The 19063-nt window shown below is 38.2% G+C and carries 17 protein-coding genes and 1 pseudogene; 15 read left to right on the forward strand and 3 right to left on the reverse strand.

Annotation, left to right across the window (positions count from 1 at the left end):
• Window positions 1-286 precede the first annotated feature (286 nt).
• Window positions 287-550, forward strand: a pseudogene (locus DW006_RS10295) (transposase); the annotation flags it as partial.
• 250 nt (window positions 551-800) lie between these two features.
• On the opposite strand, the gene DW006_RS10300 reads toward DW006_RS10295, so the two are convergent.
• Complete coding sequence (locus DW006_RS10300; RefSeq protein WP_118000349.1) at window positions 801-1958, reverse strand: HAMP domain-containing sensor histidine kinase; 1158 nt, start codon at window positions 1956-1958, stop codon at window positions 801-803.
• Window positions 1955-2635: a response regulator transcription factor gene (locus tag DW006_RS10305; protein ID WP_199521907.1), complete on the reverse strand. Its 681-nt coding sequence runs from the start codon at window positions 2633-2635 to the stop codon at window positions 1955-1957. The genes DW006_RS10300 and DW006_RS10305 overlap by 4 nt, the downstream gene beginning before the upstream one ends.
• A 93-nt stretch (window positions 2636-2728) precedes the next feature.
• On the opposite strand from DW006_RS10305, the gene DW006_RS12325 reads away from it, so the two are divergent.
• Genes DW006_RS12325 through DW006_RS10320 form a run of 3 tightly spaced genes read left to right on the forward strand, consistent with a single transcriptional unit; the run spans window position 2729 to window position 4696 of the window.
• Complete coding sequence (locus tag DW006_RS12325; protein WP_009263530.1) at window positions 2729-2872, forward strand: CD1871A family CXXC motif-containing protein; 144 nt, start codon at window positions 2729-2731, stop codon at window positions 2870-2872.
• Complete coding sequence (locus tag DW006_RS10315; protein WP_118000353.1) at window positions 2865-3752, forward strand: 4Fe-4S binding protein; 888 nt, start codon at window positions 2865-2867, stop codon at window positions 3750-3752. The genes DW006_RS12325 and DW006_RS10315 overlap by 8 nt, the downstream gene beginning before the upstream one ends.
• A gap of 41 nt (window positions 3753-3793) precedes the next feature.
• Complete coding sequence (locus DW006_RS10320; protein ID WP_118000355.1) at window positions 3794-4696, forward strand: TlpA disulfide reductase family protein; 903 nt, start codon at window positions 3794-3796, stop codon at window positions 4694-4696.
• A 55-nt stretch (window positions 4697-4751) separates the two neighbouring features.
• Here the strand turns inward: DW006_RS10320 and DW006_RS10325 are convergent, their stop codons facing one another.
• On the reverse strand, window positions 4752-4988 hold the full coding sequence (locus DW006_RS10325) for a DUF6061 family protein (protein WP_118000357.1): 237 nt from the start codon (window positions 4986-4988) through the stop codon (window positions 4752-4754).
• A 366-nt stretch (window positions 4989-5354) separates the two neighbouring features.
• Between DW006_RS10325 and DW006_RS10335 the strand changes: the two genes are divergently transcribed.
• From DW006_RS10335 to DW006_RS10380, 11 genes are all read left to right on the forward strand, one after another.
• Complete coding sequence (locus DW006_RS10335; protein WP_118000361.1) at window positions 5355-5879, forward strand: GNAT family N-acetyltransferase; 525 nt, start codon at window positions 5355-5357, stop codon at window positions 5877-5879.
• Between the two features lie 311 nt (window positions 5880-6190).
• Window positions 6191-7531 (forward strand): MATE family efflux transporter, encoded by a 1341-nt coding sequence (locus DW006_RS10340; protein ID WP_118000363.1) that lies wholly within the window; start codon window positions 6191-6193, stop codon window positions 7529-7531.
• A 22-nt stretch (window positions 7532-7553) separates the two neighbouring features.
• Window positions 7554-8906, forward strand: coding sequence for an MATE family efflux transporter (locus tag DW006_RS10345; RefSeq protein WP_118000365.1), 1353 nt, complete (start codon window positions 7554-7556; stop codon window positions 8904-8906).
• Window positions 8903-9091 carry a hypothetical protein gene (locus DW006_RS10350; protein ID WP_347475133.1) on the forward strand — a complete coding sequence of 63 codons (189 nt, stop codon included), beginning with the start codon at window positions 8903-8905 and terminating at the stop codon, window positions 9089-9091. Before DW006_RS10345 ends, DW006_RS10350 begins: the two co-directional genes overlap by 4 nt.
• Before the next feature lie 111 nt (window positions 9092-9202).
• Entirely contained in the window at window positions 9203-9613 is a 411-nt protein-coding gene (locus DW006_RS10355; protein WP_278286633.1) for a LysE family transporter, read from the forward strand.
• Between the two features lie 188 nt (window positions 9614-9801).
• Window positions 9802-10227, forward strand: a complete 426-nt coding sequence (locus tag DW006_RS10360) for an N-acetyltransferase (protein ID WP_118000367.1) — start codon at window positions 9802-9804, stop codon at window positions 10225-10227.
• 264 nt (window positions 10228-10491) lie between these two features.
• Window positions 10492-10614 carry a hypothetical protein gene (locus DW006_RS12380; protein ID WP_278286631.1) on the forward strand — a complete coding sequence of 41 codons (123 nt, stop codon included), beginning with the start codon at window positions 10492-10494 and terminating at the stop codon, window positions 10612-10614.
• A 258-nt stretch (window positions 10615-10872) separates the two neighbouring features.
• Window positions 10873-11823: a cohesin domain-containing protein gene (locus DW006_RS10365; protein ID WP_147337651.1), complete on the forward strand. Its 951-nt coding sequence runs from the start codon at window positions 10873-10875 to the stop codon at window positions 11821-11823.
• Window positions 11820-17225, forward strand: coding sequence for an InlB B-repeat-containing protein (locus DW006_RS10370; RefSeq protein ID WP_118000371.1), 5406 nt, complete (start codon window positions 11820-11822; stop codon window positions 17223-17225). The genes DW006_RS10365 and DW006_RS10370 overlap by 4 nt, the downstream gene beginning before the upstream one ends.
• Before the next feature lie 63 nt (window positions 17226-17288).
• Window positions 17289-18554 (forward strand): SH3 domain-containing protein, encoded by a 1266-nt coding sequence (locus tag DW006_RS10375; protein WP_118000373.1) that lies wholly within the window; start codon window positions 17289-17291, stop codon window positions 18552-18554.
• 117 nt (window positions 18555-18671) lie between these two features.
• Window positions 18672-19031 (forward strand): thiamine phosphate synthase, encoded by a 360-nt coding sequence (locus DW006_RS10380; RefSeq protein WP_243002615.1) that lies wholly within the window; start codon window positions 18672-18674, stop codon window positions 19029-19031.
• Window positions 19032-19063 lie beyond the last annotated feature (32 nt).

Here is a 19063-nt window from a genome sequence, read left to right on the forward strand (position 1 = left end):
AGCGGGCATTATGATACGCCCCGGTCAGATAGACAGGGGAGTATCATTAAACCCGTCATTTTTGCTTAAAAGCAACAAAGAAGCAAGAAAATAACAAACTGTGTGGCAAAAATTGGCTCCCAGCAAGAAATTCGAAGCCGAAAAGCAACAAAAACAAGATAAATCAAGAAAAATGTTTCTTTCCACATCCGAGAAATCTCCCCTTCCGGAAAATTGCTGTGGGCACGAAGAAAGGCAACAAGTGAAAAAGCAACCTCTGTATATATGGCTTCGGTTAGTTTTTTCCCATTGGGACGTAATATCACCTATTTTCAAATTTTCAGATACTGTCCGAAAAGTAATATATACAACCAATGCCATTGAAAGTTTAAATTCAACATACAGGAAAGTTAATCGTCAGAGAAGTGTATTTCCAAGCAACAAGGCATTGTTGAAAGCTCTGTTCCTTTCAACCTTTGAAGCAACGAAGAAATGGACAATGACCTTAAGAAACTGGGCTCAGGTGTATGGAGAACTGAGCATTATTTACGAAGGCCGTTTGCCTGAATAGCATAAAAAATACCCAATATCAAGGATGAATATACGCCCGTTATAAAATGGGCGTCCTTGACATGGGTATTTTTATATGCTAGTTATATAAACAAGAGCTGCAAGCTCATTTCATGAACTTACAGCTCCATCACTTATCATAGAATGTCTATTTATAGACTTTATTTCACACACTCAAATAACAAATTATTCTATTTTTCTCATTTAGCAAATCTGTTTTAATAGCGTTGACAAATGTGTAAAATGGAACGCTACATTGAATGCTGTGCAAAAGTCACCTCGAAAATCGTTCCCCCAGTCTTGCCTGATTTGATACAAATACTGCCATCATGTGCTCTAACGATTTCACGGACAAAAGCAAGACCTAGCCCTACGCCACCCAGCTCCCGGCTTCTGGATTTATCCACACGGAAGAATGGCTCGAACACTCTCTCCCTAAGCTCCTTTGGTATTCCGCTTCCCGTATCTTCTACAGACAGATAAACATGCTTGTTTCTCTGATATGCGGTTACTGTAACCTGTCCCAGTGGATGATTATATTTGATGGCATTCTCAACCAGATTGTATACAAGCCTGTAAATAAGGATATCACTGCCTATCATAGTGGCATTCTCACATTTTCCAATCAGCTTTATATTCTTTTCCACGGCAAGAGGCTCAAGGTCTGCCAAAACCTCTTCAACAATAGCATCCAATATAATTTTATCATCCCTTCCCACCGTCTGAAGCTCACTCATGTCAAGAAGAGTCTTTACCATCCTGTTTAATTTATCATTTTGTTCCGTAACCATTTTTATGGTCTGCAAAGTGTCTGCATCATTTCCCGGATGAGAGGCAGAATTATATAAATCAAGCTGTACCTGCATTAATGCTAATGGAGTACGCAGCTCATGTGCTGCATTTGCAGTAAACTGTCTCTGTATCTCAAATGCTTCCGACAGACGCTCAAGCATCTTATTGTAAGAAATACCCAGCTGGTTCAGTTCCTTAACATTGTTTTCCTCTATTCTTGAATCAGACAGATTCTGAGCCTGTACCTCTTCAATTTTATCTGAAAACTCCCTGATTGGTCTGAGTGCATGCCCGCTTATAAAATAAGTGACGGCACCTCCCAAAAGGGCCAGCAAAACCGTGATTATCAGACTGTTTCTTTTATAGTCGGCCTTATTATTGTACACCTGAACCGAAAATTCATCCGCAAACTCATCCCACTTATCGTCCGGTATGCTGATATATATTTCATCTGATTTGTTTCCTTTTTCATTCCCCTGTGACTCTACCGCATCCTGCAGAGAATCGATGTAATGCACACCATTTTTATAGACAAACATAGTCAGGCAGCCACATATAATAGCAATACACAATGTAGTAATGCACGTAAGTCTCCACTGTAGCGACATTCTTTTCATCTGTCAGACTCCTCCCGTATTTTATAGCCTTCACCTACCTTGTTCTGAATGGGATCATATCCCAGCTTCGCCTTAAGCTTTTTTCTAAGTGAAGACATATGTACCCTGATTGCTCCGCTAAAGCTGTCTGCTGTGGCATCCCACACATGCTCTATCAGCTCCTCCTGACTCACCGGTCTGCCTATATTGATAAGTAAATATTCCAAAATACCATTCTCTTTTCTTGTCAGTGGAACCGGCTCTTCCTTTGCATATGCCTCGCGTTTAATCGTATCAAACTTTATTTCTCCGCATTTAAGACATATATCATTCTGTACAAATTTCCTTCTTGTCAGGCTTCTGATACGTGCCTCAAGCTCCTGCAGATGGAATGGTTTTTCCATGTAATCATTTGCTCCTGCATCCAGTCCCTCTACCTTATCAGCAATCTGACCTCTTGCAGATAATATCAAAACCTTAGTTTCATCATTGTATTTTCTAAGCTCCTTAAGAAGCTCCATGCCATCCATCCCTGGCAGATTCAAATCCAAAACTATCAGATCATAATTCTCCGACAGTATACATTCAAGAGCCTCTTTCCCATCATAACAGGTATCCACCTCATAACCGGCAGAATACAGACTCTTTGCAACCATATCACATATTTGTTTCTCATCCTCAACAATTAATAATCTCAAAATGTTCTCCTGCTTCTTAACAATAATTTTACAACCTATATTGTATAATACCAAAGTCAGCTGGTCAACAATACAACAAAAAGGAGCAACATTATGTTGAAATACCAAAAAACATGTCAAATCATTCTGCTTATCCTTGGTGTATCCATGATAAGCTATGGTGCAGTCAGAGGTGAGGCGGCTACAGTGCTTGGTAAAGCAATAAAACTATGTCTGGAGTGTGTCGGAATTGGATAAGGAAAAGAAATTACTATCAAGAAAACTGGCAAAAATACGTGGCTGGATACAGGCCGCAGCAACGCTGCTGACCAATATTCATATTCCAAATTTATTTAAGGGTAAAATATATCAGGGCAATGCAAAAACAGTATGCGTACCTGGATTAAACTGCTACTCCTGCCCTGCCGCGACAGGAGCCTGTCCAATAGGGGCATTTCAGGCAGTTGTGGGATCATCAAAATTTAAGTTTTCATACTACATAACCGGATTTTTTATTTTACTCGGTGTAACTCTCGGCAGATTTATATGTGGTTTTTTGTGCCCATTTGGATGGTTTCAGGATTTACTTCATAAAATCCCCGGAAAGAAATTATCCACAGCCAAACTAAAGCCTCTTAGGTACATAAAATATGTCATTCTTATTGTTTTCGTTATACTTCTTCCGATGCTTGTAACGAACTCTATAGGAATGGGAGATCCGTTCTTCTGCAAATATATCTGTCCTCAGGGTGTTTTAGAGGGTGCTATACCGTTATCTATTGGAAATGCTGCTATCCGTTCTGCGCTGGGAAAGCTTTTTTCTTTCAAGTGTATGATTTTAATTGCAGTGATTGTACTAAGTATCTTATTTTACAGGCCATTCTGTAAATGGATTTGTCCGCTTGGAGCAATCTACTCATTATTTAATAAGGTCAGCTTGCTCAAAATCACCGTTGATAGCAGCAAATGTGTCGGATGCGGTCAATGCTCAAAGGCATGTAAGATGGATGTGGATGTGTGTAAGACACCGGATCACCCCGAGTGCATACGCTGCGGTGCCTGCATAAAGGCCTGTACGAAGGACGCCATCTGCTACCGGTTTATGGGAAAAACATGTCAAAAAAATGACAACAGATAGCTATTAAACATTTTACTATTATTTTAAAGGAGAAATTACTCATGAAAAACAAATTATCATTTATTTCTATTTTTACACTCTGCATAGCATTATCACTTACAGCATGTGGTGTAAAGCAGGATTCCACAACAGATTCTAAGAACACCCAGACTGAAGCTGGCTCAGAAGCATCCGGCAAATCAGATTCCAGGCGTGATGATTTATATCAGCAGGAAAATCAGCTTTTTGCAGATCACGCTGATGTGTGGAACAAGGCATTTGGCATGATGAACAAAAGTGACGCCGATCCAAACGGAAATTATGCTGATTATCTTGCCGGTACCGTAGAATCAAACAAGAATTCATTCACAGACGATGAGCTTAAAACACTTAATGAGGATATTGAAACCATACGAAAAATCGAGAAACAGATAGCAGAGCTTGAAAACAAAAATACATCATCAGACGATAACAAGAAGGACAGCTCTAAAGCCTCATCTGTATTCAGTGATTTTTCCGGTGAGGATTTTGATGGCAATAAGGTTGATGACAGCCTGTTTTCCGGTAATGCAGTAACAGTTGTCAATTTCTGGTTTACCGGCTGCAAACCATGTGTCGCTGAATTATCCAAGCTTAACGAATTAAATGATGCTATCAAATCAATGGGCGGAGAAGTTGTTGGCATCAACACAGAGACCTTCGATGGCAATAAAACAGCTATCAAAGAGGCTGCCTCTGTTCTTGAAAGCCAGGGTGTCAAATATCGTAATCTGTCAATTGATTCCTCTAGTGCTGCCGGTAAATATGCCTCAGAAATCATGGCCTTTCCAACAACTATACTTGTTGACAGAAATGGCAATATTGTAGGCAAACCAATGCTCGGCGGAATTGATAACAAGGACAACTATGATGCCCTTATGAAGCAGATTCAGTCTGTAATTGATGCAGACAGCACAAATAAATAGAGGTCTGCATATAAAAAGCTCCTGTGCATTGCACAGAGAGCTTTTTTGAACATTACTATAATGTAAAGGAATCTTCTGCATCTACCCACATCTGTAAATTCCCATCAAGATACAGTCTCGCATATTCTAGTGGTTCATCAATGGCAAGTGTGTTTAATGCACAATTTGATCTGGGTGTGGTTCTCAAATTCTTTTCTGCTTCCCAGCAGTCAATGCGAAGCATATAGTATGCACCGGTATAAACATCAATGCTGTTTCGTCCGGGATTATATTCTGCAAATATTGTTCTCATCGTATCTTATCTCCTTATCGTTCAATCAATTATTTGCTACAAAAATCAGAAGCATTTCAATCAGTTCACCATGTTACTTTTATTTTGTGTTATACTGTTTTATATAATTTTTTTGGTCTCCGCTGCCGCTTCGGTCGGCACAGAGCAGAGGTCCACCGGACTTCTTGTGCCCTTGTATTTTCCCTTATCAGAGTTCGTAAACGCTGGTGGGACGATATAACACAAGAAAAACAATAAGGGAAAGCTCACCTGGGACAAATCCAGTGTTTTCAATGGTTTGCGGAGAATTTAATAACAAAATATAACAGTTATTAAATTTCTTTAAACAGGTGAAATCTCAATCGGAATTTGGAGGGATAGATTTCTATGATTATCAGATATGCAGAAGAGAAAAATTTTATAGAATTGCGACAGTTTTATGACGGTATGTGTAAAGTTTTGAGCGGAAAAGATTTTCTGCCGGAGGGAGATAAAGGTGGTTTCCCTCCAGATGAAATGATCAAAGATGCAATCAAAGAGAAAAATCAGTTTATCGGTATTGAAGATGGTCGAATTGTTGCGGCGTATATTATGAATCATGATCGTGATGAGGCGTATCACGCAGTTAAATGGATTATTGATGCAAATGATAACGAGACAGTAGTTCTTCATGCCTTGCGTGTCCTTCCAGAATATGGAGGTCGTGGATACTCGAAGCAGTTAGTTCAACACGCAATAGACACAGCAAGGGAAAGAAACCTTAAATCAATTCGTCTTGATTGCATAGAGGGAAATGATATTCCACAGAAAATGTATATGTCGTTTGGATTTAAGTATGTGGATAAGGTTGAAATCACATATGTTGATATTGGAGTACCGAGGAAGTTCTTCTTATATGAGTTTGTACTCTAATCAAGACATAATAACAGTTATATCTTGAACATTGTACAAACAAATTCCAGTTTGCAGAACTAATAGAGAAATAACATATAAAACAATAAATATGCCGCCACAATTCCGTAATGATTAATGCTTGAAAGTCTCCTGAAAGAATGCTATAATATTGAGCGTAAAATTTGAGTGGACTTTTCCGGATTCGGTCATCTTTTTGCCACACAGCTATCTTGTGATAGCCGTGTGGCTTTTTTGTTGTCTGCATCCTGGAAAATCTGGCAGAACGGAGGATGGAAGCTGCCGGACACTTTGTGGAGAGGAGGGAAAGTATGCAGACCAATAATAAAATGGCGGTCGCTCCTGTTGGAAAGCTCATCTGGCAAATGTCGATACCGCCGCTGATTTCCATGTTCCTGCAATATTCCTATAATCTGATAGACAGCGCGTTTGTGGCGCGGTTGAGTGAGAATGCATTGACCGCTGTTTCTCTGTCATTCCCGATTACAACATTGATGAATGCAGCGTCTATCTGGATCGGTGTCGGCGTGAATGTGCTGATAGCAGGGTATCTTGGACAGAAAAAGCAGGATGAGGCAAATGCAACTGTCACACATGGATTGTTACTGGCTTTTGGAATAGGTGCCTTGCTCAACCTTATGTCATTACTGATTATGAAACCCTATTTTCGGGCATTCACCAATAATGAAGAAATTTATCAGCTGAGCATCGCCTATATGAGTGTGTGCTCCTTCATGCAAATTCCCAATATGGTGCATATCTCCATCCAGAAGATGATACAGGCCACCGGGAACATGGTCGCTCCCATGTGGTTCCAGATCGCGGGCGTGGTCGTTAACTTTGTGTTCGACCCCATTCTGATTTTTGGGATTGGTATTTTCCCGGCTATGGGAATCCGCGGCGCTGCGGTAGCTACCGTTGCAGGCTATCTGCTGTCCATGATTTTGGCATTTGCTTTACTGCTGGGCAAAAAGCAGAAAGTGCAGGTGAAAATCAAAGGCTTTCATTTGAAAAAGCAGATGATCTACCGTATTTTTGCCTTTGGCCTGCCATCTTTTATCATGAACGCCCTCAGTTCGTTTGTGGTGACCTTTGTCAATCTTTTTTTGGTGGCGTATTCCGATACGGCGATCGCTTTCTTCGGCGCATATTTTAAGGTGCAGCAGCTGATTGTTATGACGGTAAACGGCTTGATTCAAGGCTGTTTGCCTGTCATGCGGTTTAACTACGGCGCAGGCAACAGCGAACGGCTGCATTCAGCTTTCCGATATGGAACTGTTTTGGTCACCGGCATGATGATACTGGGGACGTTGGCTGTCCTCCTCTTTCCGGCGCAGATTCTGGGATTGTTTACGGCGTCGGAAGCCATGCGCTCCTTTGGAATCTCCGCCATGCGGATCATGGCGGCAAGCTATCTGTTTTGCGGCCTTTCTACGATGATTTCCACCTATTTTCAGACCACAGAAAAAGTAGGGTCCAGCATAGCGATCCAATTATGCAGGCAAATGCTTTTCCTTGTGCCTGCCCTGTGGTGTCTGGACAAATTGTTCCAGCTGAACGGAATCTGGCTTGCATTTCCGGTTGCGGAAACCGCCACTTTGCTCGTTGCACTTGTGATGATGGCATGGCATCGACGCAAAAATATCTCATAACGTGTTTTGCGAAGGAGGAATTATGAACGACACTTTCATGAAAGAGAAACCGATATTGCCGCTGATTTTATCCATGTCCCTGCCGATGGTGTTATCTATGCTGGTCAACTCCCTCTACAACATTGTGGACAGCTTTTTTGTCGCGCAGATCAGCGAGGAAGCGATGACGGCGTTATCATTGGTTTACCCGGTTCAAAATTTTATCAATGCGGCTGGAATTGGGTTTGGTGTTGGAATCAACGCAGTGATTGCCTTCTATCTGGGCGCGGGAGATCACGAAAAAGCAGATCAGACTGCCACACAGGGACTTGTGCTTGCCGTGATTCATGGCGTTGTTATGACAGTCTGCTGTATCGCAATTATGCCGGTTTTTCTGCGGATGTTCACTGCGTCCGAAGCGGTCATTGAACTTGGCGTCCGCTATTCTGCCGTTGCGTTCGGCTTTACACTCATTGTTACCGTCAGCATGATGTTTGAGAAACTGTTCCAGGCAGTAGGAAACATGAAAACGACCATGATCAGCCTGATGTGCGGGTGCATCACAAACATTGTCTTGGACCCCGTTCTGATTTTTGGCTATGGCCCATTCCCGGAAATGGGGATTGAAGGCGCAGCGCTGGCCACCGGCATCGGGCAGGTCCTGACGCTTGCGATTTATCTGGTCATCTACTTTGTGCGGCCCATTCGCGTGCATATCCGCAGGCAGCACATTCTGCCCGGCAAAAAGATGGTCATAAAGCTGTATTCCATCGGCATTCCCGCAACCCTGAATCTTGCACTTCCGTCACTTTTGATTTCGGCGCTCAATGCGATTTTGGCCACCTATTCAGAGGTGTATATCCTGGTTTTGGGAATCTATTACAAATTGCAGACCTTCATCTATCTGCCGGCGAATGGCATTGTGCAGGGGATGCGCCCTTTGATCGGCTATAACTACGGCGCGGGCGAGAGTAAAAGGGTCAGTCAGATTTATCAGATCGTCCTGTGCATGAACGGTATCATTATGGTGCTTGGGACCGCGATATGCCTGCTGATTCCCGGCCAGTTGATGGGGCTGTTTACCCACACAGAAGCGACGATCCAGGCCGGGGAAACCGCCCTGCGCATCATCGGGGCCGGATTTATCGTCTCGGCGGTTTCTGTTACCTCTTCCGGCGCATTGGAGGGACTGAGGAAAGGCACGCCCTCCTTGCTGATTTCCCTTTGCCGGTATGTGGTGATCATCCTACCGGCTGCGTTTTGGCTCAGCAGGCTTTTCGGTGCCGTCGGCGTCTGGCATGCATTTTGGGTCACGGAAGTGATCGCCGCGGTCATTTCCCTTATCATTTACCGCAAGTCGATTGCAAAACCTGTGACGACGGCCCGAAAGGAATGAATGCCTATACTATTTCAAGTGGCATTTTCCCGAAATATTTGAATGGAGAAAATATCATCTCCGTTCCGCTTGCAGAAAATGAAACAATGCATATTGGATATGTGCTGAATGAAAATCAGGAATTAAATGATCTTGGAAAAAGCTATCTGGAAGAATTATGGAAATATGCTCCAGCCAATTCATAGTCGTATGCTATGGATAATCATATAAAATAGGTGTTATGTATGTACCGCTGTTTGCTGATATAATAACAGCAGAAAGGTGGTTGATGATTATGCCTATGGCGGTACTGCGCAATTTTTGTATATGGGGTTAATTCTTTGCTTCTAAATGTAATGGAAGTGCTGAAGTACATCGGAGCAGCCTATATCCTGTGGCTTGCGATTCATATTGCTTTCAGTAAGCCGTCAACAGAAAACGCAGAGCAATCGGCATCGTTTCTGAAAGGCTTCATGCTGCAATTTGTCAATGTGAAGATCTATATGTTCGGAGTTACCGCACTAACGGGTTATGTTGTAGGATATATGTCCTCTTTTCCGGCTTTGCTGTTTTTTGAGCTGGTTATTGCAACAATCGGAACGATCGCAACCTGTACTTGGACTGGCTTGGGCGCACTGATTCAGAAGTTTTATCTACGGCATTTCCGTGTTATTAACATTATCCTTGCACTAACATTACTGGAGTGTATTTGGGGAATGTTAAGATAATTGTTGCTTTGAGAGCAATTCTAATTAACAAATCCCAGTTTATAAAATTAAGAAAATAGAATTTAAGATTGAAAACAACCAATTTGAGTGGAGAAGAAAACACTTATCAGGTACAATTAAAGACAACTGAAATCACAAAGGAAGTCAAAAAGTAACTTCTAACTTCAAGTTTATGGAGAGTCACCGTTATGATTAGAGAATTTCAAAGAGATGATATAAATAAAGTTGCAGATATATGGTTGCATACGAATATAAAGGCACATAATTTTATCCCCGCCGAATACTGGAAAAGCAATTTCAAATCAGTAAAAGAAGCGTTGTTACTAGCAGAGGTTTATGTGTATGAGTATGATACAGAAATACAGGGTTTTATAGGGTTAAATGATGAATATGTTGAGGGCATTTTTGTTTCTGGTGAAATGCAATCGCAGGGTATAGGTAAAATTCTGCTGAATTATGCAAAGGATAAAAGGAATAAGTTGCACTTGAACGTATACCAAAAGAACGCACGGGCAATATCTTTTTATAAGAGAGAAGGATTTGAGATTCAGCATAGTGGCTTAGATGAGGCTACCGGAGAAAAAGATTATGTAATGACATGGCAACACAAATAGAAATTCAAGTTTGTCATACATGCAAGAACGACTACAACGGTATTGACTCGTGACAATAAAATTACAATATTTTCGTCTTAGACTATATGCAAAAATACTAAAGCAGTACAGAAATGAACTGTTAAATACAATAAATATCCTGCTTTATAAAGGAGTAAATTTTTACGAGTAGGAGTTTGAATAATGGATTAAAATGCCGAAAGCCTGTATTTATGCGGATTTTCGGCATTTACTTTATTAAATGGCTCTAGGTTGGATATATTTATGGGTAGAATAATTGATTGGAAGGGAGATAACAATGAAACAATTATTAATTTAATAAAAATGAAAAAAGAAGAATTCATGTGGAGTGAGTTCTTCTTTTTTGTAATAGGTAAATCTGAGTGAAGGCTGCTTTATATGTGCCACTTGTATAAAAATGTTTCAACAACTTAACATAATTAATTTATGTAAAAAAATCATACAATATAGGACACTTCTATAGGCAACGCATACAAAATATGGTAAAATATTACCTATATTTGAGAGTCGGAAAATAATAAAAAAGCAGAGATGCATGGTATCAAAAAAAGATTTTTATTTAATAGAAGTTATATTAAATAAGTAATCGCAAAAAATTGAATAAGGGGTTAGGTAGGTGATAATTTGAAGAAATTACGATTAATTTTACTTACGCTGTTTATGTTTTTATGCGTTGGCTTTGGAAATAATATAATATATGCCAGTGGCGGAGCAGTGCTTGAAGCATCATCAACAGTAACGGAGAAGGACAAGGCAGTTGTAGATATTGATTTGAAAGGAAACACCGGAATTTGGGCACTGAAGTTTAAAGTGGGATACAACCATTCAGCTTTAAAGTTAAAATCAGTACAGAACGGGGAAGTGTTCTCAAAGGGTGACATAACTGAACCGGAAAAGCTGGACAAAGATGAATATGTTTTTTTAGCAAGTTCAAATAGTGTTAAGAATATAGAAAACAGTGGGACGGTAGTAAGACTTAATTTCAAAATTGTAGACTATGCGTTAGAAGGCGATTATCCAATCAAGGTAACTTTGGTGCAGGCTATAGACGCCAAAGGAAACGTTGTTGATATGGACACAGAGGACGGCAATGTTACTGTTTATTATGAAGTTAAGAAAAATGACATAGTGTTCGACAAGTCAAAGAGTGAAAACATCAAAATACCAACAGGAACAAACAGTTCAAAGGAATCAAAAGGCTCAAAAGAATCAAAGGGAAAAGTCAAAAAAGTTGTAGTAAATAATAAGAAAGTTGATAAGGACAATTACACCGTTGATTCAGATGGAAATGTAGAAATTTCTGAGAAGTATTTAAACACTTTAAAAGACGGCAAGTACAAAGTTACCGTACAAAAAGGACAGAAAACGTACAACACAAATTTTATTGTAAAGACGGATGCGTCGAAGAAGATTGTAAATAAGAACAAAGGGGGAGAAAACAGCAAAGCAAACAAAAAAGAAACTGTTAATGGGGCAAGACAGGAGAACGGTATAATTGTTGTGGTAGTCATAGCAGCAGTTGTTATCGCTGGAATTGCCTTTGTACTAGTAAGAAAAAGGAGAGAGAAACAATGAAAAAAAGATTATTAACCTTACTTTTAGCAATTGCGCTCACTGTCTCCCAGGTACCGGCACAAACATACGCAAAAACCAGCGGTAATATGTACGGAGATGTTAATGGTGATAAGGTAATTGATTTACGCGATTTATTATTGTTAAAAGAATATATCTCTGAGCAGGAGACAGAGGGAGTTGTATTTGCCAATGCAGATATTAATGCAGATCAGAAGGTAGATTTGAAGGACTTCCTAATTCTGAAAAAATATTTTGCAGAGTGGGATGTTCATTTAGGAGCTGAATTGCTCACAGTGTCTTTTTACGATGGAGACCGATTAATAGAAACATTACCTGCAGAAAAGGATTATCCGTTAGGGGAACTACCTTCCAAGGATAAATACACAAAAGATAATGCTATTTTAATAGGTTACTACACTGATAAGGAATGTACAGTTCCATTTTATTCAGAAGATGCAGTAACTGAAAACATGAATGTATATGCCAAGTATCAGGAAATGGGTGGTAAGGAAGAATTAAACATTACTTCTTTTGCACAGATGGACCAGCCAAAGGACATAACATTTAACATTAAAAAAACATCAGGCGATGTGGCTGCAAAAGATGCAGCAACTCTTGTTGTAAAAGATGGTTCAGACAATGTTGAATTAAAGGTTGAAGATACTGACGGCGACGGTGTATACACAGTAAGCGCACCACAAGGTTTTAACGAAGGTTGTTCTTATGAATTAAATCTCTCCGACGGTTGGGTATTTGATGGCAAAGAAGAAACAATAAGAACGGCATCATTTTCAATAGCCATGCAGGAAGTTGAAAACCTTGAAATGAATGATGACGTAGTATACATAAAGGATACAGATGAAATTTCATATTCTGTTGACGGAGAAAGTTATGATGTATTAACTTCAGACCAGATAAATGAAAGAGGCGGTAGTTTTGAATATGACAATGCATCAAAACTTAAAAAAGACGATATTCTTTGTGTTTATGTTGGCATAAAACCTACTGAAAGAGATGCAGATAAGGGCGCTGAACTTTTAGATCCGGCTGTATATGTTAAGGTGGCTGCTACAGATGGAAACAAAGTAACCTTTGCGCCACTTGATGAAAATGACCAGCTTGAAATATACAACATGCCTGACAACTTTCCATTAACAGTACAGGAGCTACCAACTGAGGAAACAGGTACAATCAGTTTTGATGAGTTGGATTTAGACATGTACGCAAACATGATGGGCGAGGACGGAACATACGAAAATGCAGTAGACTCTATTGGAGTTGGTGATTTTGTTACATTATATGTTTCAACTGATGAGATTCAATCAGGAAAAGACGTTTATTATGGCGAGATTACGGATTACAACAAAACTACAAAATTAATTACATATAAGGAAGTAACTAAATCGGACATTGAGGAAAGTATGGACCTCTATTCTGAAATTTCACTTTCAGGTAGCGACATTATAAGCGATGAAGAAAGTAAGAAGTTAGAAAATGTTTTAACACAACAGATAGAAAAAAGTGATTTTGGAGAAGCAGCAGCAGACACACTTTTTGATATGGTAACAAAGACAGATGATTTTAAGGATAATGTAAGTGTTCAAAATGTTGTTGTAAGAGATTCAAAGGGAAACAAAATTTCAAAGCAAAAACTTAAGAAAATGAATATAGGTAAAAGCTTTGAACTAACAGATGATGTAAAACTTACTGTTGAAGTTATAAATAAAGGCGAACAGCTTCATTTTAATAATGGTATCCAGCTTGCAGTTGGAGTTGAAGCAGAATTCGAAGCAGAAGTTGATGATGGCACAGTAAATATTGACCTTTCTGCAACATTTGTAGAGGAATGTGAATTAGTGCCAAGAGTAAAAGGTAGCATTGTTACAAAAGAGATTCTTTTTATTCCTATACCGGTTGGTATTAGTGTAAATACAACTATGGATGTAAAGAACTTTACTGCATTTTCATTTAATGCAAATATTTACACTGTGGCAGAAGAGGAACAGTCTCTTTGGGAACAGTTTAAAGCTATTGCAGAAGACCCATCAGAAGCAATGGGTTTATCTAATTTGCCGGATGGACTTAAAGCAGGTCTTAGTTCCGTAAAAGATGTTATGGACAAGATTGAAGAAGTTCAGGCAAAGATAGAACAGGCAAATGATACAGCAGAACAAATAAAAGGCTATAAAGAAGATTTAGAAGCTCTTTGGCAGGTAATGGAAATGAACGGTACCGATGAAGAGGAATGGAATGAAATGTGCAAGGCATTTGAAAAATCAAATGTTGCAAGTGATATTTTAGATGTTATGGATTTAAGCACTGAAACAGAACTTGGCACAGAATTCTTAGATGGAATGCAGGCACTGATGGATAAATACTCAGAAACACTCCAGAAGGAAACAGACTGGGTAACATTAGTTAATAAGGAAATCTGTTCCACAGAAGTTTGCTATTTTGGTGTAGTTATTGGTACACAGGTAAATTTCGTTGTTAGAACAGACATGAATATAGCCATTGGTTCTAATTTAGAATACGAAGTAGGAAAGAGATATAGTTTCTGGTTTAAGGTAGGTTTATTTAAACCGGAGGCTGGCTCTTCCACAATGGATTTGTTAGATGAGCATTTTGACTTCCAATTTTATGTAATGGGTAAGATTGGATTAAAGGCAGGTATTAGAGCTAAACTTTACGCAGGTATTGGTAGTGGTAAATTCGCCTCTGTGGGTGTTGCCGCAGAACTTGGACCATATGTTAAGCTGTATGGTTTCTTTATATATGAATATTCCAAGTATCGTCCTGCAAATACAAGCAATACAGTAAGTAAGGAGCGAATGGCAGGTGCACTTAGTATAGAGTTTGGTCTATATTTTATGATGAGTTTTGAAGCAAATGCCATTGGAAATCTTTTTAGTTATAGTAATGATTTTGTAGATGAGGAAATACCACTGCTGAAGGCAGGGCGAAATGTATTTTATTACAATACAGCGTATGAACCTAGTGACGATGAAGTAATAGTTGTAAGAGACGAAGACGGAGACAGAACTAATGGAATCACAATGGATGTGCCAAAGAACGTATTAGCACTTAAATATGTGGAACTTAGCACAGGTATTCAGGGGGTAGAGTCGCTTTCAACTTCAAATTATAACATTAGATTTACAAACAGAAACTTTAGTGTAGACAATAAAACAGGAAAAATAAATGTTAATGTTCCTGAGAATACACGTTATATGTCAGGTGAAATGACAATTACTTATTTACATAGTAAGGTTGCATTCAGTCAATACGACATGACTGTAACAGTTCCGGTAGTATGGACAAACCTTACAACAGAAGAGTTAAGTGAATACTATACAGCATCTGTTCGAGTAGGTAATGACAAAGACGGTTATAAGACTGTATGGAACAAAAAAGTTTTAAAGAACGAAGAATTTAATTTACCAACAGAGGAAGAATTAAAGGAAATACTTAACTGGAATGACTATAAATATACTTTAACAGAAGGCTATAATGGTCAGAAAACCGAGAATGTAACCCTTGTAGACAATACAACTTACGATTACTATGTGGATTACAAAACATATCCAATTACAGTAACAGGTATTGAAAATGCAAACGGAACAACAAGAAGTCAGACATTCTACGCAAAATATGGCGAAAGATTTGATTTTTCAGAATTAGAATCAACAGGATCTAACAGAAGGGGTGCCTACAACAAATTTGCAGGAGTTACAACAACAGCAACCATAAATGTAAATGGAACTGATGAGGTTATTGATTTAACACAACCAATTAACAGCAAAATCGCAGAAGCCTTGTCAAATGGTGTTAAAGCAGAAGCAAATTATGTAGACGACAGTACAACAGCAACATTTGTATTTAACGGAATTGATGTAGAAAATACAGTTGTTAAAGTTAAGAGAGGAACAATTCCTGATTATGATTACTTACAGGTAGCTGAAGAAAATAATACAGACATTATAGGCATAACACCTGAAGTAGATAAAATATCATCACCAACAACATATTACATTGAATGCAAGAATGTTGTTAAGAAGCTTGTAACAATTACTTTTGATACAAGAGGTGGTAATACAATTGATCCTATAACAAGAAAGGAAACAACAATTCTTCCAACAATTGAAACACCGGTTAAAAAAGGTTATGTATTTGATGGCTGGTGCACAGATGCACAGTGTGAAAATCCATTTACATCTAACAGAGTTCCAACAGAAGACATAACACTTTATGCAAAATGGAAACCGGCTGTATACACAATTACATTTAATGTTAATGGTGGAAATGAGTTAGAGAATAATAAGAAGAAAGTAATATACAAAGAAACTTATGGAGAAATCCCTGAACTTGTTAGAGACGGTTATGCTTTCCTTGGTTGGTACATGGAATTAGAAGGCGGAGAACAGATTACATCTGACGATAAAGTTTTAATTACATCAAATGTAACATTATATGCTCACTGGAGAAAATTAAAAGCTATACCTGCTGAAACATTTACATTTACAAAGCAGTCATATTTCTTTGATTCATTTATTCAGAGAATTGCAGATTACAGCTTTAATTTACCGGGAGAGGAAGACCTTAACGAGGGAGAAACATTTAGCGAAGACAGCTTTACAATTAAGTACAAATCTCAAAGTAAGGACGAATATGAAGATAACTTACCATCAGATATTGGAGTATACGATGTTGTAATAACACGTCCGGCAGATCAATACTATTTGAAGTTTGAACATTTATATGAGAGCGTTTTAATAATTAAACCTTATGACTTGAATTGTTCATATTACAATGTTTACGTTGACTGTAGAGATTCAGTTGGTGGCTCACAGAAATTAAATAACACTGTATCATGGGCTAATGGAACAAGCTCTTCATTCTCAATAAATATGGATACAAAGACAAGAAGTGGCTCAACAACAAAATATGCTACATATCCAACACAGATACATATGGAATCAAGTGGCAGAATGGTTGGTCAGCATGTATGGGTTACAACAAGAGTAACTGATATTACAGGTAACGTTAAGTCTATTAAAGACAGATACAAAGAATATTGGGCAAACACATTGAAATACACTTGGGGACTTGGTAGTTATCCGGCTGTAAATTATGCACCTGGAAATTATGAGGTAACTAAGAACGGAAAGATAAAAGTCAGACTTACCACATACGGAAATAACGATAAGGTGTCAGGTTTAACTTATTCAACATCAAGTAGTGGTACTAACAGTGATCCGTGTGTAGAAGTAGATGGAAATTACTTTATTATTGATGGTAGCAAATTAACAGAAGACAATCATGTTGTTAATGTATTTGCTAAATACGGTGGTTCAGGATACTCACAGGTAGGAAGCTTTACGGTTAGTCCTATTGCTGATTAGGAACAGTGTAGTGGAAAGTAATAGAAATATTACAGGAAGGTAATAGAAAAGGAGGTTCTCCGTATGAATAGTTTTAACAAAATAAACATTCGTAAATTACTTGCAATGTTATGTATTGTAGTAATATGCATAAGTGGTATATCTGTAAGTGTACCTGTATTTGCACAGACAGAAAATGAAACAAAAGAATGCGTAATTGCCGCATCATCAAAAACAGTTGAAAGAGGCAATGAGTTTTCAATTATAGTGGACATAAAAAATAACCCGGGTATATGGGGGCTTAAATTTAAAGTTTCTTATGACCATACAGCATTAACTTTAACATCAGTAAAAAACGGAACAGTTTTTGATGATGAAGACACAGTGTTACCAAGTGCGTTAGATAAAGAAGAGTTTGTATATCTAGCTTATCTTAACAGCCTTAAAAACAATACAGATAATGGTACTATTGTAACATTGAATTTTACAGTTAATGAGGCAGCAGAATTTAAACCATATATTATCGGAGTCAATGTTACACAGGCAATTAATGTTGACAGCGAAGACATAACTTTGAAAGCAAATGATGGCGCAGTTTCAGTAGTTAAATGTATTCACGTAAATGACACAAAGTGGGATTTTGATGCAGATACTCATTGGCACAATTGTGTATATGAGGACTGTAAAGAAAAGATTGTAAAAACTGTGGAGAAACATAAGGCAGTTGCCATTCCTGCAGTAAAAGCCACATGTACAAAGAGTGGATTAACAGCAGGAACTAAATGTTCAGTATGTGGATATGTTATTAAGAAGCAGCAGATAGTAAAAGCCAAAGGCCACACAGTAGTTAAACTTCGAGCAGTAAAAGCCACAACAGAGAGAACAGGCTTAACAAGCGGTAAGAAGTGTAAAGTATGTGGAAAGATTTTAGTAGCCCAGAAGGTTATTGCTAAACTTCCATATAAGATGCAAAAAGCTGCTAAAGTAAGTGTGCAGGACAAGATGTATAAGAAAAAGAGTACATCATCAAAGGTTGTTAGTAACTTAGTTCCAAGTAAAAAAGTTACTATTGTTGACATTAAAAAGAGTTGGTACTTAATTAAGTACAACGGAAAATTAGGTTACGTTAAGTCAACATCAATAGTTTTCAAAGGAACCGTAATAACTAAAAAAGGCAAACTTAGAGTACGTTCAGGAGCAGGAAAGAAATATCCAATTATTTCATCTTACAAGAGAGGAACAAAGGTAACCATTATAGGAAATACTTCAAAAGGCTGGTACAAAGTTCGAATTAAAGATAAGAATAAAGATGTAGTAGGATATATGTCTGCAAAATACATAAAGTTATAATAACTTTTTTGAAAGTAAAACATAAAAAAATAAAACATTAAAAAGCCCATTGGATTTATAGAGGGGTTCCTCAAAAATAGAATTCCATGGGCTTTTTGCTGTGTATGTGAATTATAATTGTTGACAATTAAGCTACGTAAAGGTAGCGTACGAAATGATAACATACAAAGTGATAGCATACAAACTAAAGAAGTTTCCATGATTTGTAAGCAAAACAAAGTGAAACTTATAATACATTTTTATTCCGAAGTAGCAGAAAAATTAAATTGTGAATCTATTCATTTGCCCCTTTTTAAACTTAAAGAAAATTATGAGAAACTTTCAAAATTTAAAACAATAGGAACTTCAGTTCATTCTGTGGAAGAGGCGATTGAAGCACAAAAACTAGGAGCAACCTATATAAGTGCAGGTCATATATTTGCTACTGATTGCAAAAAAGATTTACCACCAAGAGGATTGGAGTTTTTAAAAAATTAGAACACAAAGTTAATCTGATAAATGCTATAATG

It is taken from the genome of Eubacterium sp. AF36-5BH (genome assembly GCF_003460505.1).
GTDB lineage: Bacteria > Bacillota > Clostridia > Lachnospirales > Lachnospiraceae > Eubacterium_G.

Bases quoted from the DNA above. Each gene is read 5' to 3' on its own strand.
- DW006_RS12380 (WP_278286631.1), top strand. From the start codon at position 10,492: ATGGGTAGAATAATTGATTGGAAGGGAGATAACAATGAAACAATTATT.
- DW006_RS10345 (WP_118000365.1), top strand. From the start codon at position 7,554: ATGAACGACACTTTCATGAAAGAGAAACCGATATTGCCGCTGATTTTA.
- DW006_RS10340 (WP_118000363.1), top strand. From the start codon at position 6,191: ATGCAGACCAATAATAAAATGGCGGTCGCTCCTGTTGGAAAGCTCATC.
- DW006_RS10335 (WP_118000361.1), top strand. From the start codon at position 5,355: ATGATTATCAGATATGCAGAAGAGAAAAATTTTATAGAATTGCGACAG.
- DW006_RS10320 (WP_118000355.1), top strand. From the start codon at position 3,794: ATGAAAAACAAATTATCATTTATTTCTATTTTTACACTCTGCATAGCA.
- DW006_RS10300 (WP_118000349.1), bottom strand. From the start codon at position 1,958: ATGAAAAGAATGTCGCTACAGTGGAGACTTACGTGCATTACTACATTG.
- DW006_RS10375 (WP_118000373.1), top strand. From the start codon at position 17,289: ATGAATAGTTTTAACAAAATAAACATTCGTAAATTACTTGCAATGTTA.
- DW006_RS10360 (WP_118000367.1), top strand. From the start codon at position 9,802: ATGATTAGAGAATTTCAAAGAGATGATATAAATAAAGTTGCAGATATA.
- DW006_RS10325 (WP_118000357.1), bottom strand. From the start codon at position 4,988: ATGAGAACAATATTTGCAGAATATAATCCCGGACGAAACAGCATTGAT.
- DW006_RS10350 (WP_347475133.1), top strand. From the start codon at position 8,903: ATGAATGCCTATACTATTTCAAGTGGCATTTTCCCGAAATATTTGAAT.
- DW006_RS10370 (WP_118000371.1), top strand. From the start codon at position 11,820: ATGAAAAAAAGATTATTAACCTTACTTTTAGCAATTGCGCTCACTGTC.
- DW006_RS12325 (WP_009263530.1), top strand. From the start codon at position 2,729: ATGTTGAAATACCAAAAAACATGTCAAATCATTCTGCTTATCCTTGGT.